The organism is Mycobacterium sp. UM_Kg27 (genome assembly GCF_000972905.1).
Lineage (GTDB): Bacteria > Actinomycetota > Actinomycetes > Mycobacteriales > Mycobacteriaceae > Mycobacterium.
Genome location: NZ_JRMM01000007.1, coordinates 42362 through 66663 on the forward strand (window position 1 = coordinate 42362; position 24302 = coordinate 66663).

At 66.2% G+C, this 24302-nt stretch carries 23 protein-coding genes, 1 tRNA gene and 1 pseudogene; 17 read left to right on the forward strand and 8 right to left on the reverse strand.

Features of this window, described 5'->3' with window-relative positions:
* Positions 1-120: 120 nt before the first annotated feature.
* The 3 genes from htpG to LI94_RS25025 all read left to right on the forward strand — a co-directional run bounded on the left by htpG (position 121) and on the right by LI94_RS25025 (position 4898).
* Complete coding sequence (gene htpG, locus LI94_RS02290) at positions 121-2064, forward strand: molecular chaperone HtpG (RefSeq protein WP_046300162.1); 1944 nt, start codon at positions 121-123, stop codon at positions 2062-2064.
* Positions 2065-2383: 319 nt separating this feature from the next.
* Entirely contained in the window at positions 2384-3616 is a 1233-nt protein-coding gene (locus tag LI94_RS02295) for a PPE family protein (protein ID WP_046300163.1), read from the forward strand.
* A gap of 73 nt (positions 3617-3689) precedes the next feature.
* On the forward strand, positions 3690-4898 hold the full coding sequence (locus LI94_RS25025; protein ID WP_046300180.1) for a PPE family protein: 1209 nt from the start codon (positions 3690-3692) through the stop codon (positions 4896-4898).
* Between the two features lie 32 nt (positions 4899-4930).
* Here LI94_RS25025 and LI94_RS02305 read toward each other — a convergent pair whose 3' ends face one another.
* Positions 4931-5935 carry a zinc-binding dehydrogenase gene (locus LI94_RS02305; protein WP_024440637.1) on the reverse strand — a complete coding sequence of 335 codons (1005 nt, stop codon included), beginning with the start codon at positions 5933-5935 and terminating at the stop codon, positions 4931-4933.
* Positions 5936-5972: 37 nt separating this feature from the next.
* Between LI94_RS02305 and LI94_RS02310 the strand changes: the two genes are divergently transcribed.
* A complete protein-coding gene (locus tag LI94_RS02310; protein ID WP_046300164.1) occupies positions 5973-6791 on the forward strand; it encodes a carboxymuconolactone decarboxylase family protein in 819 nt (272 codons plus the stop codon).
* Between the two features lie 2 nt (positions 6792-6793).
* Here LI94_RS02310 and LI94_RS02315 read toward each other — a convergent pair whose 3' ends face one another.
* A complete protein-coding gene (locus LI94_RS02315) occupies positions 6794-7657 on the reverse strand; it encodes an alpha/beta hydrolase (RefSeq protein ID WP_024440635.1) in 864 nt (287 codons plus the stop codon).
* A 114-nt stretch (positions 7658-7771) separates the two neighbouring features.
* Here LI94_RS02315 and mddA point away from each other — a divergent pair, with 114 nt between their 5' ends.
* Positions 7772-8551 carry a methanethiol S-methyltransferase gene (gene mddA, locus LI94_RS02320; protein ID WP_046300165.1) on the forward strand — a complete coding sequence of 260 codons (780 nt, stop codon included), beginning with the start codon at positions 7772-7774 and terminating at the stop codon, positions 8549-8551.
* On the opposite strand, the gene LI94_RS02325 is transcribed toward mddA, so the two are convergent.
* Positions 8493-8873, reverse strand: a complete 381-nt coding sequence (locus tag LI94_RS02325; protein WP_046300166.1) for a DoxX family protein — start codon at positions 8871-8873, stop codon at positions 8493-8495. The two genes, mddA and LI94_RS02325, sit on opposite strands and share 59 nt — an antisense overlap.
* An 85-nt stretch (positions 8874-8958) precedes the next feature.
* On the opposite strand from LI94_RS02325, the gene LI94_RS02330 reads away from it, so the two are divergent.
* Positions 8959-9846, forward strand: a complete 888-nt coding sequence (locus tag LI94_RS02330) for a sigma-70 family RNA polymerase sigma factor (RefSeq protein WP_024440632.1) — start codon at positions 8959-8961, stop codon at positions 9844-9846.
* A gap of 121 nt (positions 9847-9967) precedes the next feature.
* Here LI94_RS02330 and LI94_RS02335 read toward each other — a convergent pair whose 3' ends face one another.
* Positions 9968-10120 carry a hypothetical protein gene (locus LI94_RS02335; protein ID WP_036457137.1) on the reverse strand — a complete coding sequence of 51 codons (153 nt, stop codon included), beginning with the start codon at positions 10118-10120 and terminating at the stop codon, positions 9968-9970.
* A gap of 266 nt (positions 10121-10386) precedes the next feature.
* Here LI94_RS02335 and LI94_RS02340 point away from each other — a divergent pair.
* Positions 10387-10460: transfer RNA gene (locus LI94_RS02340), tRNA-Ile, on the forward strand.
* Between the two features lie 136 nt (positions 10461-10596).
* Here the strand turns inward: LI94_RS02340 and LI94_RS02345 are convergent.
* The gene (locus LI94_RS02345) at positions 10597-11358 is read right to left on the reverse strand and encodes a PE-PPE domain-containing protein (protein ID WP_046300167.1); all 762 of its coding nucleotides are present in this window, start codon (positions 11356-11358) and stop codon (positions 10597-10599) included.
* A gap of 476 nt (positions 11359-11834) precedes the next feature.
* Between LI94_RS02345 and LI94_RS02350 the strand changes: the two genes are divergently transcribed.
* The 10 genes from LI94_RS02350 (at position 11835) to LI94_RS02395 (ending at position 21613) form a co-directional block, all read left to right on the forward strand.
* Positions 11835-12716: a hypothetical protein gene (locus tag LI94_RS02350; RefSeq protein ID WP_046300168.1), complete on the forward strand. Its 882-nt coding sequence runs from the start codon at positions 11835-11837 to the stop codon at positions 12714-12716.
* A 196-nt stretch (positions 12717-12912) separates the two neighbouring features.
* Positions 12913-14985: an Ig-like domain-containing protein gene (locus tag LI94_RS02355; RefSeq protein ID WP_152664731.1), complete on the forward strand. Its 2073-nt coding sequence runs from the start codon at positions 12913-12915 to the stop codon at positions 14983-14985.
* 71 nt (positions 14986-15056) lie between these two features.
* Positions 15057-16082 carry an alpha/beta hydrolase gene (locus LI94_RS02360; RefSeq protein ID WP_239651136.1) on the forward strand — a complete coding sequence of 342 codons (1026 nt, stop codon included), beginning with the start codon at positions 15057-15059 and terminating at the stop codon, positions 16080-16082.
* A gap of 27 nt (positions 16083-16109) precedes the next feature.
* On the forward strand, positions 16110-17030 hold the full coding sequence (locus tag LI94_RS02365) for a reductase (RefSeq protein ID WP_024440627.1): 921 nt from the start codon (positions 16110-16112) through the stop codon (positions 17028-17030).
* Positions 17031-17048: 18 nt separating this feature from the next.
* Complete coding sequence (locus LI94_RS02370) at positions 17049-18533, forward strand: NAD(P)/FAD-dependent oxidoreductase (RefSeq protein ID WP_046300170.1); 1485 nt, start codon at positions 17049-17051, stop codon at positions 18531-18533.
* Positions 18534-18542: 9 nt separating this feature from the next.
* Positions 18543-19286 carry a MerR family transcriptional regulator gene (locus tag LI94_RS02375; protein ID WP_046300171.1) on the forward strand — a complete coding sequence of 248 codons (744 nt, stop codon included), beginning with the start codon at positions 18543-18545 and terminating at the stop codon, positions 19284-19286.
* A gap of 45 nt (positions 19287-19331) precedes the next feature.
* Positions 19332-19892 (forward strand): ester cyclase, encoded by a 561-nt coding sequence (locus tag LI94_RS02380; protein ID WP_024440625.1) that lies wholly within the window; start codon positions 19332-19334, stop codon positions 19890-19892.
* An 89-nt stretch (positions 19893-19981) separates the two neighbouring features.
* Positions 19982-20299 carry a hypothetical protein gene (locus LI94_RS02385; protein WP_046300172.1) on the forward strand — a complete coding sequence of 106 codons (318 nt, stop codon included), beginning with the start codon at positions 19982-19984 and terminating at the stop codon, positions 20297-20299.
* Entirely contained in the window at positions 20296-20868 is a 573-nt protein-coding gene (locus LI94_RS02390) for a carboxymuconolactone decarboxylase family protein (RefSeq protein WP_024440623.1), read from the forward strand. The genes LI94_RS02385 and LI94_RS02390 overlap by 4 nt, the downstream gene beginning before the upstream one ends.
* Before the next feature lie 25 nt (positions 20869-20893).
* A complete protein-coding gene (locus LI94_RS02395) occupies positions 20894-21613 on the forward strand; it encodes a DUF2652 domain-containing protein (RefSeq protein WP_024440622.1) in 720 nt (239 codons plus the stop codon).
* 23 nt (positions 21614-21636) lie between these two features.
* Here LI94_RS02395 and LI94_RS02400 read toward each other — a convergent pair whose 3' ends face one another.
* The 3 genes and pseudogenes from LI94_RS02400 to LI94_RS02410 form a co-directional block, all read right to left on the reverse strand.
* Positions 21637-22323, reverse strand: coding sequence for a cutinase family protein (locus tag LI94_RS02400; RefSeq protein WP_046300173.1), 687 nt, complete (start codon positions 22321-22323; stop codon positions 21637-21639).
* 87 nt (positions 22324-22410) lie between these two features.
* Positions 22411-23994, reverse strand: coding sequence for a Na+/H+ antiporter (locus LI94_RS02405; RefSeq protein WP_046300182.1), 1584 nt, complete (start codon positions 23992-23994; stop codon positions 22411-22413).
* A gap of 44 nt (positions 23995-24038) precedes the next feature.
* Positions 24039-24284, reverse strand: a pseudogene (locus LI94_RS02410) (TetR/AcrR family transcriptional regulator); the annotation flags it as partial.
* Positions 24285-24302: the final 18 nt, after the last annotated feature.

Sequence of the window (24302 nt, forward strand, 5' to 3'; positions counted from 1 at the left end):
GGTTGATTCAACAGCTGGTCAAGGTTGGGTAAAGACGCGGTCCGCGGCCGTCGTGGCGCCGTCGGGCGTGCCGTGGCCCCCCGAAGAACGCGATGGGGCCGTCGCTAAAATTCGGGACTTATGAGCGCACGTGTGGAGCAGCTGGAGTTTCAGGCTGAGGCTCGGCAGCTGCTGGATTTGATGGTCCACTCGGTCTACTCCAACAAGGACGCGTTCCTGCGGGAGCTGATCTCCAACGCCTCCGACGCCCTGGACAAGCTGCGACTCGAGGCGTTCCGGAACAAGGACCTCGAGGCAGACACCTCCGACCTGCACATCGAGATCGAGGTCGACACCGCCGCGCGCACCCTGACGGTCCGCGACAACGGCATCGGCATGTCGCGCGATGAGGTGGTGGACCTGATCGGCACCCTGGCCCGCTCCGGCACCGCCGAGCTGCGCCAGCAACTGCGCGAAGCGCAGAACGCCAAGGCGTCCGAAGAGCTGATCGGCCAGTTCGGGATCGGCTTCTACTCGGTGTTCATGGTCGCCAACAAGGTCGAGATGGTCACCCACAAGGCCGGTCAGAGCGAGACCATCCGGTGGGAATCCAGTGGTGATGGCACCTACACCATCGAAACCGTCGACCCGGGCGAGCAAGCACCGCAGGGCACGTCGATCACGTTGCACCTCAAGCCCGAAGACGCCGACGATGCGCTGCACGACTACACCGCGGAGTGGACGATCCGGGGTCTGGTCAAGAAGTACTCCGACTTCATCGCCTGGCCGATCCGGATGCAAATCGAGCGGGTGACTCCGGCCACCGAAGACGGTGGAGACGAGACGGTCACCGTCGAAACCCAGACACTGAACTCGATGCAGGCGCTGTGGGCGCGCCCCAAAGATGAAGTCGCGCAAGAGGAATACAACGAGTTCTACAAGCACATCGCGCACGCCTGGGACGACCCGCTTGAGGTCATCGCGATGAAGGCCGAAGGCACATTCGAATACCAGGCGCTGCTGTTCATCCCGTCGCACGCGCCGTTCGACCTGTTCAACCGGGACGCCCAGGTCGGCGTGCAGCTGTACGTCAAACGCGTGTTCATCATGGGCGACTGCGACCAGCTGATGCCCGAATACCTGCGCTTCGTCAAGGGTGTCGTCGACGCGGCGGACATGTCGCTCAACGTCTCGCGGGAGATCCTGCAGCAGGACCGCCAAATCAACGCGATTCGGCGGCGGCTGACCAAAAAGGTGCTGTCGACCATCAAGGAGCTGCAGTCACAGCGGCCCGATGACTACCGCACCTTCTGGACCGAGTTCGGTCGCGTCGTCAAAGAGGGGCTGCTGTCCGACTTCGACAATCAGGAGGCGCTGCTGGCGATCAGCTCGTTCGCCTCGACGCACAGCGACTCCGAGCCGACCACGCTGGCCGAGTATGTCGAGCGCATGAAAGACGGCCAGGAGCAGATCTTCTATGCCACCGGCGAGTCCCGCCAGCAGCTGCTGAAGTCACCGCACCTGGAGGCGTTCAAGGCCAAGGGTTACGAGGTGCTGCTGCTGACCGACCCGGTCGACGAGGTGTGGGTGAACACCGTCGCCGAGTACGCCGGTAAGCCGCTGCAGTCGACCGCCAAGGGGGAGGTGGATCTGGACTCCGAGGAGGACAAGGCTGCGCACGAGGCCGAGCGCGAGGAGCAGCAGAAGGACTTCGCCGACCTGATCGCGTGGCTGGAACAGACCTTGGCCGAGCAGGTCAAAGAGGTGCGGTTGTCGACCCGGCTGACCGAGTCGCCTGCGTGCCTGATCACCGACACCTTCGAGATGACGCCGGCGTTGGCCCGCATCTACCGCGCCAACGGCCAGGAGGTCCCGGTCGGCAAGCGCATCCTCGAGCTCAACCCGAGCCATCCGCTGGTCACCGGTCTGCGCCAGGCGCACGGCGAGCGGGGCGGCGAGGACGCCGACCTGGCCGAGACCGCGGAGTTGCTCTACGGTACTGCACTGTTGGCCGAGGGCGGGGCGCTTGACGATCCGGCACGTTTCGCCGAACTGCTGGCGCACCGGCTGGCCCGCACCGTCTGAGCTCGCCAGGGGCAGCCGGTGCGGCCGGCGGCTCTTGCCGGTCGCAGCTCTTTTCTACAGGTTTTCACCCCCCGCGATTGGGTGTCAGCTCCGATGGCGCAGGGCGAGCACGGCGATGAAGCTGGACTCAGGTGGAAGCAGATTTCCACCGGGCCGGAGTCATTGTCCGGAAGGCATTCCCCGTGATGGGCGGCGACGCCGTCACATGATCCGGTCCGGTGGAACCAGCGTTGGTCGATCAGCTCCATGAACTGCAAACGCGGGGGGAGCCCGGCACCGCTGGTCGCCGATAGAACGGCAACTAGAGGGGATATGCGCGGTGTTGGATTTTGGAACGTCTCCGCCCGAGATCACCTCGGCGAAAATGTATGTCGGCCCCGGCTCGGGACCACTGTTGGCCGCTGCGGCCGCTTACGATGCGCTTGCTGCGCAACTGAGTGCATTTGCAACCGGCTATCACTCGGTGATCGCGGACTTACAGGGCGACGGTTGGACTGGCAGGGCGTCTGCGGCGATGGCCGCAGCGGCAATGCCCTACGCCGAGTGGGCGGCGGTAACGGCTGCCCAGGTTGAACGGGCCGCCGGCCAGGCGCGCGCGGCGGCGGCCAGCTATGAGCAGGCGCGTGTCGCGATCGTTCCACCGGTGGTCGTGACAGCCAACCGTGCTCAGCTTGCGAGCCTGGCTGCAGCCAATATCTTCGGGCAGAACACACCGGCGATCGCGGCCACCGAGTTCGCATACGCCGAGATGTGGGCCCAAGACGCCCTGGCGATGTTCGGGTATGCGTCCTCGGCCGCGACGGCTACGAAGTTGGCGCCGTTTCAGCAGCCGCCGCAGACAACCAACCCCGTCGGCGGCGCGGCCCAGACCGCCGCGGTCGCCGGTGCCGCGGGCTCCACTGCTGCCTCGGACACGCAGAGTCTGCTCTCGCCGCTGCTCGCCGAGTTGCCGCAGCAGCTTGGCGGCCTCTCGACCGGGCAGGCCGCGGCGCTGCCCGCTCAGGCGGATCCGTGGCTGCCGCTGGATGTGATCGCTGCCCTCAACATCGTGCTGGGACCGACCTCGTTCGCCTTGCAGACAGCGCGGACCATCTCGTCGGTGGGTTCCTTCGCGCTGGCCGGTAACGCTTATCTGATCGCCCATGGTGACGCCGGCGCGGGTGAGCCAAAAGACGGCAGGCACGTCCTGGTGAACGACGATAGGCCGGCAGCGGAGTCTGAAGTCGCGGACCGTCGCGCGGTACTGGCCCACATGGGGAGCGACGTGGTACCGGTGGGCCAGTTGTCGGTGCCCCCGGCCTGGGCCGACGCCACCCCGGTGGCAGCCGCCTCCACCGATCCGGTGTGGTTGTCCGAAGACGAGCTTGCCGGCGAACTGGCGGTGCCGGAGGGTTCGGCGGCTGAGCTGTCCGGGGCTGCTCCGGCATTGGGTATGGGCCCGATGGCCGCCATGATGGGCGGCGCGGCGGCGACGGGGCGCCAGACCGTGTCCAGCGCTCTGCGTGTGGCGCCCAGTCGATTCACCATGCCCCGCCCGTCCCTCGGCGGCTAGCTGATGTTGGTGCGCCGCGGGAGTTTCCGCGAAGCGTTTCAAGTGATCCGCTGCCGCAGCGGCAGGATCTGTGGTGTTTGACTTCGGCGCTCTGCCTCCCGAAATCAATTCGACCCGAATGTATTCCGGTCCGGGTTCGGGGCCGATGATGGCGGCTGCCGCGGCTTGGGACGCCACCGGGAGAGAACTGGACTCACTCGCCGCCGGTTACACCGAGACGATCTCGAGCCTGCAGGGCCAGGCGTGGTCGGGTCCTGCCACCCAAGCGATGGTGGCGGCAGCCACACGATACGTCGCGTGGGCTTCGGCCACGGCGGCGCAAGTCGAAGCGACGGCGGCCCAGATCCGAGCGGTGGCGGGCGCGTACGAGACCGCCTTCGCGGCGACCGTACCGCCGACCGCGGTAGCAGCCAACCGGGCCCAGTTGTTGATGCTGGTGGCCACCAATTTCTTTGGGCAGAATGTGGCGGCGATTGCTGCCACCGAGGCCGTCTACGCCGAGATGTGGGCTCAAGACGCCTCCGCTATGTATGGCTACGCCGCGGCTTCGGCGCAGGCTCACGCGCTCACACCGTTTCAGCGGCCGCCGGAGACAACCAACGCGGGCGGGCAATTCGCTCAACACGCCGCGGCGGCGCGTGCGGCAGCCGACGCTGTCACCGGGCAGCCGCAACTATCGGTACTTAAGCCGCTGACTGGCGTGCTGGAGTCCCCCCAACTCCTGGCCGCTACCTCCACACAGCCAGCGCACGCGGGTCTTGCGGCGGCCTCGTCGCCACAGACGTGGCCGATAGTCGCCGAGCTTGCGGTGCTGGGACCCACGTTGGGGGTGCTCGGGGTCGCTCAACAAGTGGTGTTCACCACCGGGTCGCAGGGCATCTTCGCTGTGGCGATTCTGAATGCGCAGGCAAAAGCGGCCGCAGGAACCGCGTTGCCCAACCCGGCCGTTCCCGACGGTCCGCCCGGATCGCCGCAGTTCCCCAACGCGGTGCTGGCGAGCACCGGCCGATCGGCACCGGTGGGGAAGTTGACGGTGCCGCAGCGCTGGTTGACAGCGGTTCAGATGATCGACTCCGCCGATCCCGCCGGCGGTGCATCCCGGCTGGGAGGTCTCCCTGGGTTGGCTGCGGAACCCGCCAGCCCGCTGCGAGCCACCGGAAACCACGCCCCAATGGGAATGATGGGGCCGATGGGGCGCTCGGCCGCCCGCAACCACGCAACCCCGGTGTTCCGGATGCGGGACCGCCGATTTCGGATGCCGAGGCCACCCACCGCGGGATAGCCAGCGGCGACCGGTGAGCCGGCGTACCGCCCTCAGGGCACCAGCACCACCTTTCCGACGTTTTCCCGCGCGGCCAGAATGCGGTGGGCCTCTGGTGCGTCCGCGAATGGCACCGCCGCATGCACCACCGGGGCCGCGGTCCCGTCTGCCAGCGCCTCGGAGAGCGGGGCGATCCAGGGTCCGAGCGTGCCGCGGTCGTCCCACAGTCGCAGCATGTTCAGGCCGATAACGGTCTTGGACTGCTCCATCTGCGTGATCAGGCTGAAGCCGCGCAGCATGGCCAGCGCCTGCGGCGCCGCCCGCAGCAGCGACCGCTTCTCGCCCTGCTGCAATGACGAAAGACCGTAGGCGACAAGGCGTCCGCCGGGACGCAACAACGTCAGCGAGCGCCGCAGCGAGGTGCCGCCGAGCCCGTCGAGCACGATGTCATACGGCGGCAGACCGTCCCACCAGCCTTTGCGGCGGTAGTCGATCGCGCGGTCGATGCCCAGGGCATCGAGTTGGGCGTGCTTGCCCGGTGACGCGGTGCCGTGCACGACGGCACCGGCGGCCTTTGCCAACTGGATCGCCGCGATGCCGACGCCGCCGGCCGCGGCGTGCACCAACACCCGCTCGCCGGCCTGCAGCGACCCGTAGCCGTGCAGTGCCGCCCAGGCCGTCGCGTAGTTCACCGGTATGGCTGCGCCCTCCTCGAAGCTCATCGCCGGCGGCAGGGTGACCGTGTCGTCGGCGTTGGCGTTGACGATCTCGGCGTAGCCGCCGAACCGGGTGCCGGCCAACACTCGCTCACCGATGCGGGCCGGGTCGACACCGTCACCGACGGCCTCGATGGTCCCCGCGACCTCGTAACCGACCACGGCGGGCAGCTTCGGCGCATCGGGATACAGCCCGACCCGGGCGAGGTGATCGGCGAAGTTCACCCCCGCGGCTCGCACCCCGATCCGTACCTGTCCGCTGGCGGGTGGCGGCGGGTCGGGCCGGTCCTGCACCTGCAGCACGGACGGAGGACCGGTTTTGGTGATGACGACGACGCGCATGGGTTTCACCCTATGTGGGCGGCATAAACTCAGCGAGATGGAGATACTCGGTGAGCTGAACCGATTGGTGGCGTGCTCGGGTGGCCGGCTGGGCGCCCTGGTCCGCCAGGTGTGCGGGCGGACGCTGGGCCTGTCGCCGCTGCCGGCCGAGGTGAGCGCCGAGGCGCCCGATGCCGATCCGGCGGTGACCGAATTCGCCGAACAGTTCTGTGTGGACGTCTCCATGATCTCCGATGCCCAGCGGGATCGGCTGCGGGAGGCGCTGGGGGACAAGGCCTTCGACGCCGTCGTGCAGATGTACATCGGTGACTTCGTGCCCCGGGTGCGTGCCGGGCTGGACGCCGTCGGCGTCGAGGTGTCATGGCCGGACGTGATCGTCTGGGATAACTCAGGCCACCCGGCCGACGCGTTGTTCAACGGGTTCATGCCCGCCGTCGCCCGATTGCGGTCCTTGGATCCGGTGACCTCTGAGGTGGTGCGGCTGCGTGGAGCGGCCCAGCACAACTGCCGGCTGTGCAAGTCGCTGCGAGAGACGACCGCCCTGAATGCCGGCGGATCCGAGTCGCTCTATGACGACATCGAACGTTTCGAGCAGTCCCGGCTACTCAGCGAGGCGCAGAAGGTGGCGCTGCGCTACGTCGACGCGCTGGTCTGGACACCGGCGCATATCGACGCAGAGGTGGCCGCCGGGGTGCGCCGGCACTTCACCGATGAGCAGGCCGTCGAGCTGACGTTGGATGTGATGCGCAACGCCGGCAACAAGATTGCGGTGTCACTGGCCGCCGACGCACCGCGGGTTGCCGACGGCACCGAGCGCTATCTGCTGGACGCAGACGGCCAGACCGTGTTCGGCTGAGTTCAGGCGGAGTGCTGCGCCAAGAAGGCCAGGATGGCGTCGGCGAAGATGTCGTTGCGATCTCCGGCGACCATGTGACCGGCCCCGGCAACGTCGACGAACTCCACCTGCGGGAACCGGGCTAGGAACTCCTCGGCGTTGGCGGCGCTGACCAGGTCGCTGAGCTGGCCGCGGACGAGCAGCATCGGCACGCCGCCGTCGAGAATGGTCTGCACCGCGGCGTTGAGCCGCTCGACATCGTGGATCTCCATCGGTCCCTGGTGCTCGGGGCCGCTGATGAACTGCGGGTCCCAGTGCCAGTACCAGCGGTCGCCGCGCCGGCGCAGGTTGGTAGTGAGCCCATTGAGGTCGGCGGGGCGGGGCCGGTGCGGATTGTAGGCGGCGATCGCGTCGGCGACCTCGTCGAGAGAGTCGAAGCCGGACTCCATGTTCTCGGCCATGAACGCCTGCACGCGCTGCGCGCCTGAGGCGTCCATGTTGGGCACGATGTCGACCAGGACCACCGCACTGGCCGCGCCCGGCGCCAGTTCGCCGCCGAGCAGCATCGCGGTGCATCCGCCCAGCGAGGCGCCGACCAGCACCGGGTCCGGCGGCAGGGTGCGCAGCACCTGGTGAACGTCGGCGGCGAAGCTGACCAACCGGTAGTCGCCCTCGCGTGCCCAATCCGACTCGCCGTGGCCGCGCAGGTCGACGGTAACCGCCTGCCAGCCGCGCTCGGCCACCGCCGCGGCCGCCCGCCCCCAGGACCGGCGGGTCTGACCGCCGCCGTGCAGGAACACCACGGCGCGCGCGTCGGGGTCACCGTGCCGGTCGGCGATGATCCGGACGTCGCCGGGCGCGTGGGTGACGAAGGTTTCCGCGGTCATCCTGGGATAGTAAGCCGACCTTGCTAACGGTCGGTCACTTGCCCGACGAAACCTATGGTGACCTGCGGGTTCGGGGGACTACGATGGCGGCGTCGGCAAACTCGGGAGGGCGCCATGCCCCGTTATCTCGCCCTGGCCTACGGGGCACTCAACTATCTCGGTTTCATCGCTGTCTTCCTGTATCTGGTTGGCTTTCTCGGCAACTTCGTCGTGCCGCGCAGCGTCGACCACGGCCCGCCCGCGCCGCTCGGGTGGGCGGTTGTCATCGATGTCGCGCTGGTGGCCCTGTTCGCGGTGCAGCACAGCGTGATGGCGCGCCCGGCATTCAAGCGGTGGTTGACCCAATTGGTGCCCGAGAGCATCGAACGCAGCACCTATGTTCTGGCGTCGAATCTGGTTCTGGTCCTGCTGTATTGGCAGTGGCGGCCGATCCCGACAACCGTCTGGAATCTGACGATGCCCGCGGAGCGCACGGTGCTGTGGGGACTGTTCTGGATCGGCTGGGCGATAGCCCTGGCGTCGACATTCATGATCAGTCACGTGGACCTGTTCGGACTGCGCCAGGTCTACCTCGCATGGCGGGAACGGCCATACTCCCATGTCGGTTTTCACGCCCGCGCGCTGTACCGGGTGGTGCGCCACCCGCTGATGGTGGGGTTCGTGATCGCGTTCTGGGCCACGCCCACCATGACTGCCGGTCACCTGTTGTTCGCGGTCGCGGCCACGTGCTTCATCCTGGTCGCGGTGCAGCTGGAGGAGCGAGACCTGGTGGCCGCGCTCGGCGAGGAATACCGGCAGTATCGCCGCCAGGTGCCGATGCTGGTGCCCGGTGGGTTCAGGCGAACAGGTGCAGCGCGAATCGGCCCCAGGCCAGGAACGCGAACATCGCGATGAAGATGACGTCGCCGGCCATGGCGATCCACTCGCTGCGGCGGAACCTGGTGGTGGCCGCGCCCGCCATGAACAGCATCAGACCGGTGGCGGCCAGGGGCGCCAGCAGTGGTGCCACTGCGACAGCTGCCGGCAGGATCAGGCCGATCGCGCCGAGCAGCTTGATCGTTCCGATCGCCTTGAGGTGGCCGTCGGCGAAGTCGTCGACCCAGTGCTGATTCGCGCCCAACGCGCGGTACCGCGCCCGGGGCAGCAGTAGCAGGGTGGCGCCGCCGATGGCATATGCGGCGGCGACGCAGGCGATGATCCACAGCGTGGTGTTCATGGCGCGCTCCTTTGTGTTCGTGGTTACCTCGGTCGGGTGCGGTTCGTCATTACCTATGACGGACCGACACCTCGAGAGGTAACCGATGACGACCGAGACGCAGCTGGCACAGGCCTTCGATCAGCAGCGTCATCGCCTGCGGGCGTTGGCGTATCGAGTGCTGGGCTCGGGGGCGGACGCCGAAGATGCGGTCCAGGAGGCCTGGCTGCGGTTGGCTCGCCAGGACGTCGATGCGATCGACAACCTGTCGGGGTGGTTGACGACGGTGATCGGCCGGATCTGCATCGACACCCTGCGGTCGCGTGCGGCGCGGCCCGAAGCCTCGATCGATCAGGAGTTTCCCGACCTCGTCGTGACCGATGACCGCGACACTCCCGAAGATGCGGCGGTGCTGTCGGATTCAGTCGGATTGGCGCTGCTGGTGGTGCTGGGGTCGCTGCGCCCCGACGAACGGCTGGCGTTCGTGCTGCACGACATGTTCGCGGTGCCGTTCGCCGAGATCGGCCCGATCGTGGGGAGATCGGCTGATGCCGCGAAGATGTTGGCCAGCCGGGCTCGCCGCAAGGTCCAGGACGTCCCGACGCCGGCAGGGGATCGGCGTGCGCAGCGCCAGGTCGTGGATGCGTTTCTGGCGGCCGCGCAAGGAGGGGACTTCGAGGCGCTGCTGCGGGTGCTCGACCCCGAGGTCAGCTGGCGTCGGCACACGGTGCGCGGGGTGAGCGTGACCACTGGGGCCAGTGCGGTGGTGGAGGCCGTCCGTCGAGGTCAGGGGGCGCGCTTCACCGCGCGTCGTGTCCTGGTCAACGGCGAACCCGGGATTTTGGGCTGGGGGCCGACGGGCCGGCCGCTGGCCTTGATGGCGTGCACGGTGCGAGATGGTCGGCTGGTGGGCATCGTGTCGATCGCGGACCCGGTCCGCTTGGCCGGCATGGATCTGCCTCGTCCTTCCGAAGAGCCGGACAGCGGCACTTAGCCAGCGTTCCCCGCTTGCTGATGAGGAAGGCCCCGCTGTTGCGGAGCCTTCCCCATCGGTTGCGTGCGGTCGGTTGCCCACGTTGCGGACACGCCTGTGCCGCTTGCTGGTTGGTCAGTGATCAGTGCTCGTCGTAGTGGTCACCGTGCGCGGCGTGACGGTGACCATCGTGCAGGTAGTCCACGTGGTCGCCGTGCTGGATTGCCTCGTGCCCGCAGTCGGCGCCGTGGGTGTGTTCGCTGTGGGAGTGGGTCTGATGCGCTGTCGTGTTCATGGCGGCGACGCTACCGTAATCATGCATATATTGCAATAATACTATGATTAAGGAGGTCGATCGGCCGGATGTCACGTCGGCCGGCGGTGCTGATCCTGTGGCCGGGACGCAACGCCAATCGGCAGGAGGCGGCCGCGATCAGCGGGACAGGCAGGGGAGACGAAGTCGTCGACGGATACATCGTCACGGCGTGGATCGGGGGCCACGGTGCATGGAGACGCCGCTGGTGCGGCATGGCACGATGGTTCCCGCGCACATGCGTATCAGGGGCGGTAGCTCAGTTGGTTAGAGCCGTGGACTCATAATCCATTGGTCGCGGGTTCGAGCCCCGCCCGCCCTACTTCAGAGGTGTATGGCTTCGGGCGTCGGTTGAGGTGTTTCGGCTGATGCTTGACAGCGGCTTCGGTTGATCCTTGACGCTCCGCGGGTGAGGGAGTTGAGCCGAGTTCCGCCCGGCTCAACTCCTCCCCTAGGCGTCACAAGCCAAAGAACGAAGTGAACAGCGCTTGCCACAATTCGCCGGTGTCCAGTGCTGGGATCTCGTTGAAGGTGGTCATCCCGTCGACGACCGAGGTGGCCGAGTCGATCTGGTCTGCCGTCAATCCGAGGTAGGCGTTATGGACTAGTAGCCCGTACAGCAGGTCCTGCCAACTTGTGCCACCGAACAGCAGGTCTATCCAACTTTGGCCCAGCGGATTCGTGTAGATGTCGCCCTGGATGTTGAACACTTCGGTGGGGTAGAGGTCGGTGGGGACGGGGGCGGGGTTGGCGCCGAGCATCACGAAACGTAAGGCATCGGTGGGCACGCCGGCGTCGGAGAGTTCCTGCTGGGCATAGGCGGCGACCAGGCTGCTCTGCGAGTAGGTGAAAATGGTCAGCGGGTCGCTGCACACGCCGGAAGCGTCGCAGCCCATCTCGCCGGCGGCGTAGTCGGCAAGAATCGCGTCGACGAGGACGGCCTGGCCCGCCGGGACGCTCTGGAAGAATTCCCAGGTGTTGGGGAGGGTCAGCGGCAACGTCGTTGCGGGAGTGCCGTCGTATCCCAGCGGATCGAGATACCGGTCCACCGCGCTGTTGATGTAGCCGACACTCGGTGTCGCGATGCCGGTCGGCCCGAGAATAAGCGCATCGCTTGAGCCGTAGAGGAAGTCGTACTGGTTGTCGTTGGCGGCGTTGGCCGCACCGGCGAACGCCAGCGCAGCGCCACAAAATGCAACGCCCAAGATGATTTTCTTCATCGAATCCCCTCGTTCGGAGCGATCACTGGTGGTGGTCGCCAAGCTGTTTGCGCGGCAGGCGATTACGTCTCCGACATGCCCCCAGCAGATGTCGGGCCGTACGCCGTGCCGTCAGTTGGCAACTCACAGGATTATTGCAAGCCTTGTCAATTTTCGTATTCGGATCTGAAACATTCCCTGAATGAAATAGCCGATGTCCCGTCGGCTGATGCATTAAAGGAGCCGCAGGTCGGGAATAAAAAGACTTATGTCCTTTCTTGGGTACTCGGCGACAGGAAAACTGACCGGTGCGGATCCGCTCGCTGCCCGGTATCCGGTGCGGGCTCGGCCGCCGGCGGTACGTGCCCCCAGCTGCGGATGCACCCGGCGCTCCAGAGGCGGCCTGGCTGGCACGTGGCAATCGCAAAACGCCCGTTTATACCGTTGACCAGCGTGCCCAGAGTTACCGTAGTGGCTCCAGTCATGAAATGAGTGTTGTGGGATCAGTCAGCCAACCCCGGATTGCCGTCGGCATCGCAGCACTGGCCGCGAGCACCTTGATCGCGCCGCCAGTGGCGGCGCCGCCCTCTGACGTCGTCGCGCGCGTAGTCGAGCTGACGGCCAGTCCATTCGACCCCTATATCGACCTGGTCACCAACACCTTCAACAACCTGGGCACCATCGGCGCGCACTGGCTGGAGGACCCGCTGCCCACAGTCGTCCAACTGGCCACCAACTGGTTCGACTACGCGCAACGCACGTTCGAGGCGTTCGGGGCCACCGCCCAGTCCTTCGTCGACGGGTTGATCAACCTGCCCGACCAGCTCGACACCCTGTTCAGCGCCATCTCGTCGGGTGATATCACCGAGGCGTTGGGGCAGGCGATCATCATCATGATCAGTGCCTTTCCGGTCCTGGGGCTGGTGGACCGCCTGGTGGCGATCCCCATCGACATCGTCGGGAACATCGTGAACGCGGCAATGGCCACGCTGCACGCGGTGCAGGTGCCGGTCGGGCTTGCCGCACTCAGCTCACTGCAGGCCGTGGTCGTCGAATTCGAGACGCTCGCCCGCAACTTCGTCGATGATCTGGCGGCCGGCGATATCACCGGCGCACTCTTCGGCTTGATCGGCGCACCGGCCGATCTCCTCAACGCCTATCTCAACAGTGACGCGCCGGGCCTGGCCGGCATTCTGGCGCCCTTCGAAGACGTTGACCAAACGGGTTTCGTCGATGCCCTGGTGAACTATCTGCCGCGCGCTGTCGCCGAGTCGATCGGTGCTTCGTACTCGCCGATCGATGGTTCGCTGCCGCCGGACGTCGGCGACTTCGACCTGGGGGACGCGGTCGAGCCGAGCGCTCTACTTCTGGACTTCTGAGCCAGTCGGCGTTCGCGCCGGTTGGAATGGCGAGCTCCCTTGAGTGAGCGCAAGCCAAGTTAAGCCGAAGAATTCATTGAGCCCGATCTGTGATCGTGTCGTGTTGCCGGTGTGATTTCTGTTGCCCATTGTTACGGAAGTTGCCTGAGTGTTCCGAGAGCGAGTCGGTGTCGTAACCGAATAAGGAGTTTGGTCGGTGGTCTTTGGGGCGGCAATTGAGCGTTCTCGGCGCCACTTCGGGTGGCCGGCCGCTACCACCACCGCAACGCGCCGCCTGCGCTGGACGGCGATCCTCGCCGTGTTGTCGGTGCTCATCGCTTGGGTGGGGACCGCGGTGGGACTTCCCGGATTGGCGTCGGCGGCCAGCGCGGAGCCGCAGAACGTGGTGGCGGTGACCACCACCGCCAGTCCGGTCAGCGCCGGACTGGTTGCCGTTCCGGCGAATCCGGCCACGCAGTTCGCCATCGTCAGCCCTCCCGTGAACGGCACGGCGACGATCACGGGCGCTACCTTCACCTATACCCCGGCCAACGGCTTCGTCGGCACCGACGCCTTCAGCTACGCCACCACCGACGGCGTGACGGTCTCGACGCCGGCCACCGTCGGTATCACCGTGATGTCCCCGTCCTCCGCTCCGCCGTCGCTGGCTACCGCCTGTACCGACTTGGGTCCGGCCTTCACCCCGGTGTGCAAGGCGATCGGCGATGTCACCAACCCGATCGTGAACGCTTGCAGCACAGTCGGTTCCGTCGAGGCGTGCAGCTGGTTCGGCGGGAACAAGCACGGGCTTATCAGCGCCTGCTTCGATGTCGCCACCGGGCAGCTGGCGGCGACCTGTAAGACGCTCGACGCAGCGGCGCAACTGGTGGCCAGCCAGTGTCGGGTGATCAATGGCCCGATCGACTATTGCGCGCTGCGCAACGGCAGCCCCATCGGCCAGCGGTCGGTGCAGAACTACCTGGCCGGTCCGGTCCACAAGGCGCTGGTACAGCAGTACCGGCTGAGCATGACGCTGCCGCTGGGGGAGGCCCAGATCCCCGCCACCCATAACTCTTTCAACTACACCAATGCCAACGTGCCGCCGACGTTGTCGGGCATGGACCCCGACCAGCTCTATTCATTGGTCGATCAACTCGACTTGGACATGAGGTTCCTTGAGCTCGACCTGCACTGGTATCCGAGCCTGGGCGCCCCCGGCGGCTACGCACCCATTCTGTGTCACGGCTTCGACAACCACCTGGGCTGCACCTTCGAACAGCCCGCGGTCTCGGGCTTGCAGCAGATCAGGCGCTGGCTGGATGCGCACCCCGACCAGGTGGTGGTCCTCTACATCGAGAATCGGCTCGACGACCCGGTCGATGACACCACCAAGTCGCTGCCTGCCGGGGCTGCGGTCATCGAGAGCACGCTGGGCAATACCTCCGCGCGTGACCTGTTGTTCCGCCCCTCTCAGGTGCAGCCCGGCTCATCCTGCGACACCCAGCCGATCCCGCTGGGCGTCACCATGGCCCAGATCCTGGCGAGCGGCAAGCAGGTGTTGCTCTTCACCAACAGCGGGTGTGGCCGGAATGCGGCGTGGGACGCGCTCGGGTTCAACGACAGCAATGTGGCGGAGAAGGGCAGGCCGGTCACCGTGCAGTACCCGGACTGTTACTTCAGCAGAGCGCAGTACGAAAGTTCCTACACGCGGTTCTTCGACTCCAGCACGCTGGTCGATGTGCTCGCCGGCGGCGGCAACGCCCAGCCGATGACGTCCGCCGATATCCACGAGATGATGAAATGCGGTGCCAACGCGCCCGGCCCGAACTTTGTGGACCCACAGGCCGACCAGTTGGCGGGCTTCGCCTGGAGCTGGTCCTACGGTCAGCCGTTGTCCAGCCCCACCCAGCAATGCGCCGTGCATAATGGCGACGGTCGCTTCCAGGCGGAGGCCTGCGGCCAGTTCCTGCGCTACGCCTGCCAGGCTCCTGACGGCTGGCACATCAGTTCCGGCGCCGGCCAGTTCGCCGGTGGTGCCCTGGCATGCGTCGGGCAGGGCGCATTCGCGGTACCCCGCACCGGGTATCAGAACGAACTGCTCAAGGCAGCCAAGGCCCAAGCCGGTGTCGACCGGGTCTGGCTGGCCTACACCGCCGGCAACGACGGCAACTGGAGTATGGGATCCACGCCTCCGCCGGCCCCGTCGACCCAACTCAGGCCGGCCATACCGAGCCTGCCGCCGTACCAGGCCGAAGTGCCCGAGCTGTTGGGCCCGGTCACGGTGTCCTGACTCCGGCCGCCACGCCTACATCGCCAATCGTGCCATTGACAAATGGCACAATAATTGGTGTTGTATGTGCCGTGACGAAACCCGATGGTTTGCCCCTGCCGCCGGTGCCCACGCGTGCGTCGATGCGCGCCGTGGTGGCCGGTACGTCCACGCGCTGGACGTTGCACGTTCTGAACAACATGATTCCGATGAATCGACCGGGTATCGCGTTCGCGCGCGGTCTGATCGCCACCATCATGGGAACGCTCGGCTCTACGCCGGCCGGCACCCGAGTCATTCCGGTGCGCGAGGCAGGGGTGCGCGGCGAATGGGTGCTCGGCCCCGGAGTCGAGTTCGGCCGGCGGGCGGGGTACTACGTGCACGGCAGCGGATACGTGTTGTGCTCGACGCGGACCCACCGCAAGCTGGTCGCCAGGCTCTCGGAGGCAACCGGCCTGCCGATGTTCTCCGTGGACTACCGCTTGGCTCCCGAGAACCCGTTCCCGGCGGCCGCCGACGATGTCGAAGCCGGCTACCGGTGGTTGCTGGCTCAGGGGTATGCCGCCGCCGAGGTCGTGATCGGTGCGGACTCCGCAGGCGGCCACCTGAGCTGCGACATGTTGCTCGCACATGCCGATGAGCCGGGGTTTCAACCGGCCGGGGTCGTGCTGTTCTCGCCGTTGATCGACCTCACGCTCAAGCTCGCCGAGCAGCAGGAGAAGGTGCGGCGTGACCCCGCGGTGTCGGCGGCCTCGGCGCGCCGGCTGGTGGAGCTCTACGTGCGGGGCCAAGACCCCGACCATGTGCGCCTCCGGCTCGACTTCGCCCGGGCGGATCGGCTGCCGCCGGTGTTCACCCAGGTAGGTGGCTTCGAGATCCTCAGCGCCGACGCGCGCCACCTGGACACCGAGATACGCCGAAACGGCGGAGCTTCCACCTTGGAGGTATGGCCGGGGATGGTGCATGTCTTCCAGGCGCTGCCGCGGCTGGCCCCGGAGGCAAAGCCCGCGTTGCGCCGCGTGGCGGCCTTCATCGCCGGTGTCTACGCCGACCAGCGATCCGACGAGCTCGCGGCGGCTGCTTGCGCGCCTCCTTCCCCGGAACTGACCTGCGAATGACCGTCTTGTGAAAGGAAAGAACTGATCATGGCGATGAACCTCGACGACATGCTGCAGAAGATCAAGGACAAGCAGTGGGCCTTGGTCGACATCGATTGGGACGCCCCCGGAGCCGAGCTGATCGAGCCGGAGCTGTGGGCCAAGCTCAAGCCCTTCATGACCGACCTGATGTGGATCGAGAACGTCGGCGCCCGGGGCTTTGCGGCGCTCGCCAAGAAGGCTCCCACCCCGACCCTGAAGAGCATCTACGAGCACTTCCACGCCGAGGAGCAGAAGCACGCCAACGCCGAGCTCGCGTTGATGCGACGGTGGGGGATGCTGGACGACGACGAAATTCCGGCTCCGAGCGTCAACGTCCAGTTGGTGATCACCTGGCTGGACAAGTTCTCCGACAGCATGTCGCTGTCGATCCTGGGCACCGTCATCCCCATGCTGGAAGTGGCCCTGGACGGCGCGCTGATCAAGTTCATCACCGACGAGGTCAAAGACCCGGTGGCTCAAGAGGTTTTCAAGCGGATCAACTCAGACGAGTCGCGTCACCTGGCGGTCGACTTCGAGGTGATGGACATCCTGGGCCACGCCGGCATTCGGAAGCTGGCCGTCGAGTTGGTGGGCAGCTGGATGAACCCCGCGCTGCTGCTCGGCACCTTGAGCTACTTCCCGCTGCTGAACAAGATGCGCGACAACATCGTGGCGATGGGCGTCAACGAGGAACGCCTCTACCAGGCCATGCGACGCTTCCAAAGCGTCGGCGAACGAAGCTCTTTCGCGCGCCGGGTGCCGATGTATCAGTTGATCTCCTGGCACGGCAAGAAGGTTATCGACCGCAGCTCGAAGTACCACTGGCTGGCCGATTCCCTGGTCAGGATCACCGGCATCATCCCGCCCGCGCTGGTGCACAACACCCCCACCTGGTCGCAGGAACTGACCTACGAGCCGGTCGCGTAAGTAAGAGGAACGATCACTGTGACTATCTCAACAGCCATCATCGGCGCCGGCTTCGCCGGCATCGGTGCCGCCATTCGCCTCAAAGACCAGGGAATCACCGACTTCGTCCTCCTTGAACGCGGTACGCGGGTCGGTGGCACCTGGCGCGACAACACCTACCCGGGTGCGGCCTGCGACATCCCGTCGCGGCTGTACTCCTACAGCTTCGCTCCCAACTCCGACTGGTCGCACACCTACTCGGGCAGCGCGGAGATCCTCGGCTATATCGACACCATGGTCGAATCCTTCGGGATCGCGCCGTATATCCGGTTCGAACACAACGTCTCCGGGATCAGCTACGACGCGGACGCCGGTGAGTGGACCATCGACCTGGATGGCCGGGAAGCCGTGCGGGCCAAGTCTGTCATCCTCGCCTCCGGGCCACTGGCTAACGCCAGCTTCCCGAATATCCCCGGCCGGGCGGACTACGAGGGGCACACGATCCACAGCGCCCGCTGGGATCACGACTACGACTTCACCGGCAAGAAGGTGGCCGTGGTCGGCACCGGCGCCAGCGGGGTGCAGATCATCCCCGAACTGGTCAAGGTGGCGGAGTCGGTCAAGGTGTTCCAGCGCACCCCGGGATGGGTGCTGCCGCGGCTCAACACAGCGACCAGTGGCTGGCTGAAGAAGATCTACAAGGATGTGCCGCTGGCCGAGAAGCTGATGCGGTCCGCCTGGTTCTGGGGCCATGAGTCTGTTGCGGTCGGCGTGGTGTGGGACAGCCCGTTCACCCGGCTCGTGGAGGCCTTGAGCCTGGCGAACCTGCGCGCGCAGGTGAAGGATCCGTGGCTGCGCCGACAGCTCACACCGGACTTCTCCGCCGGCTGCAAGCGCCTGCTGATGACCAGTGACTACTATCCAGCGCTGCAGAAGGACAACTGCAAACTGGTCACCTGGCCTATCGCTCGGTTGTCGCCCAAGGGGATTCGCACCGTCGAAGGCATCGAGCACCAGTTCGACGCCATCGTGTTCGCCACCGGATTCGAGGTGTCCAAAACCGGCACCCCGATTCCGATCACCGGAATCGATGGCCGTGACCTGGCTTCGGAGTGGAGCAGGGGTGCCTACGCCTACCGTAGTGTCGCGGTATCGGGCTATCCGAACCTGTTCTTCACCTTCGGGCCGAACTCCGGACCCGGCCACAGCTCGTCTCTGGTCTACATGGAGGCGCAGATCGACTATATCGTCGGCGCGATCTCGAAATTGCTTCAGTACCAATGGAAGTCGCTCGACGTGCGGCCCGAGGTGCAGGACCGCTACAACCAGGACATCCAGCGGCGCCTGAAGACCACCACGTGGAATTCCGGATGCCAGAGCTGGTATCTGACCGAGGACGGTTTCAACGCCACCATGTTCCCGGGCTTCGCCACGCAATTCGTCAACCAACTCAAGACGCTGGAGCTGGAAGACTTCAAGATCACCGCCGAGAAGACCCGCAGCGACCCGGTCCTGACTGCCTAGGATGTGGTAGTGACCGAGTACCGGATCGACGATCTTGCGAGACAGGCTGGGACCACCACTCGCAACGTCCGGGTGTACCAGGAAAGCGGCCTGCTGCCCCGGCCCCAGCGCCGCGGCCGGGTGGCGATCTACACCGACCGGCACCTCAAGCAGTTGCAGGCGATCATCCGTTTGCTCGGCGAGGGATTCACGGTCAAACACATCCTGAAGTTCCTGACCGGATTGCAGCGCGGTGAGGCTTTGGTCGAGGTCCTGGATCTGGCTGATCTGGGAGAGTTGGTGACTGCGCCATGGTCGCGTCCGGTGTCGAGGACGATGACGCGCGAACAATTGGAGGCGCGGCTGGGCCAGTTGGACGCCCCCTTGTTGCGGCGCCTGACCGCCAGTGGAGTCATCGAGCCGACCGACACCGACGACGTCTACCGGGTGACCGACACCGATCAGATCGATGATCTCGCCACGCTGATGTCGCGGGGGATGCCCCTGGGGGTGATGCTGGAGACCGTGATTGCCGTCGACCAGAAGTTGGACGATGCGGCCGGACTTCTGACCCGCAGCGGACATGCCGAGGTGGTCCGCCAGCGCGGGCCCGGGTGGTTACCGGCCAATGACGACGAACTCGCCTGGGCTGCCGACCTGGTCAACGCCATGCGCAGGGTGGCCCGACGGGCGGCGCACGCCAGTCTGGACCGGGCATTCGATGCGGCGGTGCGCGCCGAGTTGCGGCAGTATCGGCAGGCGAGCCACGAGTAAGAGGAGCGCGTGCAGGACAACGCCTGACTCCATGAGGGGGACACCGTGACCAACCGCTACGCCATCCCGTCCATCGAGGTCTTGCGCGCCCGTGAGCAGCTGGTACTCGACCATTTTCGGGACGAAGTGCGTCAGCACTGGGACGACGTGCTCGCCACGTTCGGCCACCCCCACTACGAGATCATCCCGACGCTGACCGTGCACGACGGCGACGCGGAAGTGCGCGGCTACTACCACGACACCCGAGTGGCATTCCCGGACCAGAACCACGAGATCATCGCACTGCGTCACAGTGCCGACGCAGTGATCGTCGAATTCTGGCTGACCGGAACACATCTGGGACCCTTAGGCACGGTTCCGGCCACCGGATCACGCCACCGCACCCGGATGACCGCCTACTTCGTCTTCGACGAGCAGGAGAACCTGGCGATCGAGCGTATCTACTTCGACACGCTGTCCATGGTCAAACAGCTGATCGCTGGCATCAACTTGCGTGCCCCGCGCTCCTGGCTGCTGGTCATCCGCGTTGTGCGCGGTCTGCTGCGCATGTCGGGAGCACCCGATGCCGGCCTCGTCGACACCCCGCCGGCGGATCTGTCGCACTGATCTGGACCGAAAGGGCCCTGCGGTCGCACAATGGACGGCAGTGACCAACCGATGTGGCCCTGCGCGGGGGAGGAGGTCCACGAAACGTCATGTCCGACATCACCGAACTGCATCAAGCGCTGCTCGGCCGCGTTCTGGGTCGGGGCGGGACAGCGCCCCTCGAATTGCGCCGAGCGGCTTACGACAACGCCGGACTCGAGGAACCGCTCAGCGCCCTGGTCGACAAGGTGACCCTGCGCTCCTACGAGGTGACCGACGAGGACGTTGCCGCGGTCGGAGCCGCAGGTCTGAGCGAAGACCAGATCTTCGAGATCGCGGTGTGCGCCGCGGTCGGCCAGGCCACCCGGCAGTACGCCAGCGCGCTGGAAGCGCTCGCCGATGCCACCGCGGACCGCGGAGCGCCATGAGGCTGGCCATCCTCGATCGCGGCCACCGGTTGCGCACCAAGGCCCTGCTGGGAATCATTCGGCTGATCTCACGCCAGCCCGTGGTCGACGCCGTCAAGCTCGCTTTCTATCGCCCGGACTTCTACGGCGGTGGGCCCCTGACCAACGAGGCGATGCGCGGGCCATCGGCGTGGACCATCGGGGAGCGGGAACTGATGGCCGCCTACGTCTCGAAGGCCAACGACTGCCCGTTCTGCGTCGCCGCGCACACGGCCACCTCCAACATCTGCTACGACGACGAGACCGCGGCCGCCACCCTCGCCGATCTGGACACCGCCCCGATCCCCGAAGAGCTGCGGGCCACCCTTCGCCTGCTCGACAAACTGACACGCCGGCACCGCGTCGACGCCGACGACGTACGTGCCGTGCTGGCAGCCGGCGTCACACCCGGGCAGGTCAAAGACGCACTGGCGGTCGGCCTGGCCTTCAACATCACCGATCGGTTGGCCAACGCATTCGGCTTCGAGGTGGCCGGCCCAGCTGCCATGGAGGCCGCCGCACGGCATCTGGTGAAACGTGGTTACGGATAGCTACCCGGACTAGACTGTTGAGCTCATGGCCATCCGGCGCGCGGTGCTCGTCATTGCCGACATCGGCGGATACACCGCCTACATGAACTGGAACCGGACCCATCTGGTGCATGCCCAGCTGGCAGTGGCCACGCTGCTGGAATCAGTCATCGACGCCGCCAAGGGCATGAAGCTGGCGAAGCTGGAGGGCGACGCCGCCTTTTTCTGGGCTCCCAACGGCGATGCCCAGGTCTTGGTCAGCGAGCGGTTGTCGCGGATGCACCAGGCCTTCCTGAATCGTCGGGCCCTTATCGAGAATGGCCGCAACTGTCACTGCGAAAGCTGCGAGCAGCTGATGAATCTCTCGCTGAAGTTCGTCGCGCACGAGGGCGAGGTGGCCGAGCAGAAGGTCAAGCGCCACACCGAACTTGCCGGCGTCGACGTCATCCTGGTGCACCGGATGCTCAAGAACCTGGTGCCGGTTCCGGAATACGTCTTGATGACCGATGCCATCGCGCAGCGGCTTGACGAACCGGTTCGGGCGGTGTGCACACCACTGGTGCACGACTTCGAAGGCCTGGGCCAAACGTCGACGTACTATCTGGACCTGGCGAAGTCGGCGGTAGAACCGCCGCCAGACTCCATGGGATTTCGCGGCAGGATGCGGTTTCGGTGGAAGGCGCTGCCGTTCGCGATCGGAGCCAAGGAGCCCTGCGCGGGATTTCGTGGCCTGGGCCGCAAGGCCGCCGAACTCTCGAAGGGCTGACGGCGGCGGTCAGCGCAGAGCGGCTACAGCTTTCCGGCGACGAAGTCAGCTGCTTGGTTGACCATGCCTGACGAGATGTAGGCGCTGGCCAGGTGTTGCGGCCAGTTCTCTTCCCAGGTGTTCGGGTCGGCCGGGTTGCAGATCGGGTCGGCGCCGTGGCACTGCTCGATGGTCCGATCGTTGTAGATCGGGTTGAAGTTCGTGATGGGTCCGACCCATTGGCTGCCGTTGCCGAAGAGGGCCACCGCGGCGATGTGCTCGTCGGCGCCCGGTGGCAGGGGATTGGTGAAGCCGAACGCCGAGAAGGGGACCGCGAGCACGACGTCGGTGACGGCCGCGCCCAGCGAGTATCCCCCGGCCACGATGCGGGTGTTGGGACATCCGTTGATGGTGTTCTGGATGTGGGCGCTCATGTCGTTGGCGCCCCGGTCGATCTCATTGTCAGCGGGGTAGTTCACCGCATACAAGCTGACGTATTTGGAGGTCTTGGAGCGCAGCGCGCTGACGAAGGCGTTGCCGACCGCGCCGGCCCCGGGCGATTCCAGACGCCCACGGGCGAACACCACTTCGACGTCGGGGCAGGCCGCGCCGGCCGGTGCGACCGCACCGGGTGTTCCCGCGGGAATGACAACGGGAGCGGTCAGCAAGACCGCCGCCAGTACAGTGCCTGAACTTGCGAGTCGCAGTCGTCGGGCCGAGGAATCGCTCACGGAGTGGATAGTAGTGGTCCGCGGCCACCCTGTCGCCACCGACCGGGATCGAAGTCGGCAGACTGTGTACATCGACTTCTCCGGTAGCTATTCGGCGTCGGTCGGCCCCAGTAGGCGCACTTCCTCCAGGTCCATTTCCGCCTGCAGCTCGCGTAATACGATGTCGTCGATCTGATTTCGGTCGCGCAGCTCGGTGACGGCACCGCGCTTGTGCTCAAGGACCCTCAGGTGCACCCGGCGCGCCATGTCGTCACGTTCGGTGGCCGCGTTGGGCTGATCGGCCACCGCCACCAGCTCGGCCTGATCCTGGTACTCCTTGAGCAGCCGAGCCGCCAGATCCGGGTCGACGTCGAGTTCGTCGGTCACCCGCGGCAACGCTGTCAGGGCGGCCTCGGCAGCTCGGGTCCGCGCCAGCTGCAACTCCTCGGCGTGCGCTGTGTCCTCGGGCATCCGCGCCCATCGAACGACGGCGGGCACGGTGCTTCCCTGGACCAGCACTGTCACCAGGATGACGAAGGTGACCACGTAGATGATCAGGTTGCGATCCGGAAAGGGGGTGCCCGCGTGGGTGGTCAACGGGACGGCCAGCGCGGCGGCCAGGGAGACCGCGCCACGGAAGCCCGCCCAACTCGATACCGCGCGCTGGCGCCAGTCCACCCGACGGGCGCGCTGCACGGCACGCCGGTCCAGGGTGCGCACGAGCATGCTGGTGATTTCCGACCAGGCGATTCTTGTCACGATGACGACACCGGTGACAGCGAGGGCCAGCACCGTGGCATGCGGAATGCCGTCGCCGACATTTTCGATCCCGTGCACCGCACCGGGAATCTGGACGCCGACGAACACCCACAGTGAGCCATTGATCAGAAACGTCGCCATGTCCCAGAAAGCGAATGCCTGCAGCCGCGAACGAGCTCCGATCACTCGCGGGCCGACGTAGGACAGCACCAGTGCCGACACCAGCACCGCGACGACGCCGCTGCAGTGAAAAGTCTGGGCGAGCAGGAACGCCGCGAACGGCGTCAACAGGCTCAGGGCGCCTTCCTCGAGCGGCGCGTCGATGCGGCGGCGCAGCAGGGTGACCGCCGCACCCACCAGCAGTCCGGCCGCGATACCGCCGAGGTACGAGCCGACGAATCGGCCCACCAGGTCGACGGGGCCGATCGCGGGGCTGCCGGTGGCGACCGCGACCGTCACCGCGAACAGCACCAGCGCGGTGCCGTCGTTGATGATGCTTTCGGCGCGCAGCACGGTCAGCAGCCGGCGGGGCAGTTTCTTCGCCAGCCCGGCTACCGCGGCGGCATCGGTGGGCGAGAGCACGGCGCCCAGAACCGACGCCGCATGTTGTTCCATGCCCAGCGATCGTGCCGTCCAGGACACCGCCACCGCGGTCGCAATCACCAGGCCGACACTGATGAGCACGATTACCCGCAGGTTCGCCCGGATCTCCCGGAAGCTGGTGTTCATGCTCTCCCAGTACAGGATTGCCGGCAGGAACAGCAGCAACACGATCTCCCCGTCGAGCTGGGTTTCGCCGAAGCTGGGAATCAGGCCCAGCATGCCGCCGAGCAGGATGAGCAACACCGGGGGGCCGACGCGATACCGCTTGCCCACAATCGTGCCGCCGAGCACGGTGGCGACAAGTGTGACAACAACGACGAGACCAAACACCATCACATCCTTGCGTGGCCGCCCGATTTGCGCAGCCCCCGATTTCAGCCGGGCCGGGACTGCTCGAGATACGCCGCCAGCGCATTGGTCAGGCCGCGGCGGGCCTCGTCCAGGTCGGCATAGGAGCCCAGTTGGCGCTCGGAGACCAACCCGCGCATGGCACCCGGGATGAGCGCGGCCACCTCCCGCACCCGCTGGGGGTCGACGCCGAGATCGGCGAAGGCCGCATGGCACGTCGTCAGCCAGCTCTTGCCCCAGGAGTGCAACTCGGCTGCGGTACGCGGGTAGAGCCCTGTCTCTTATACACA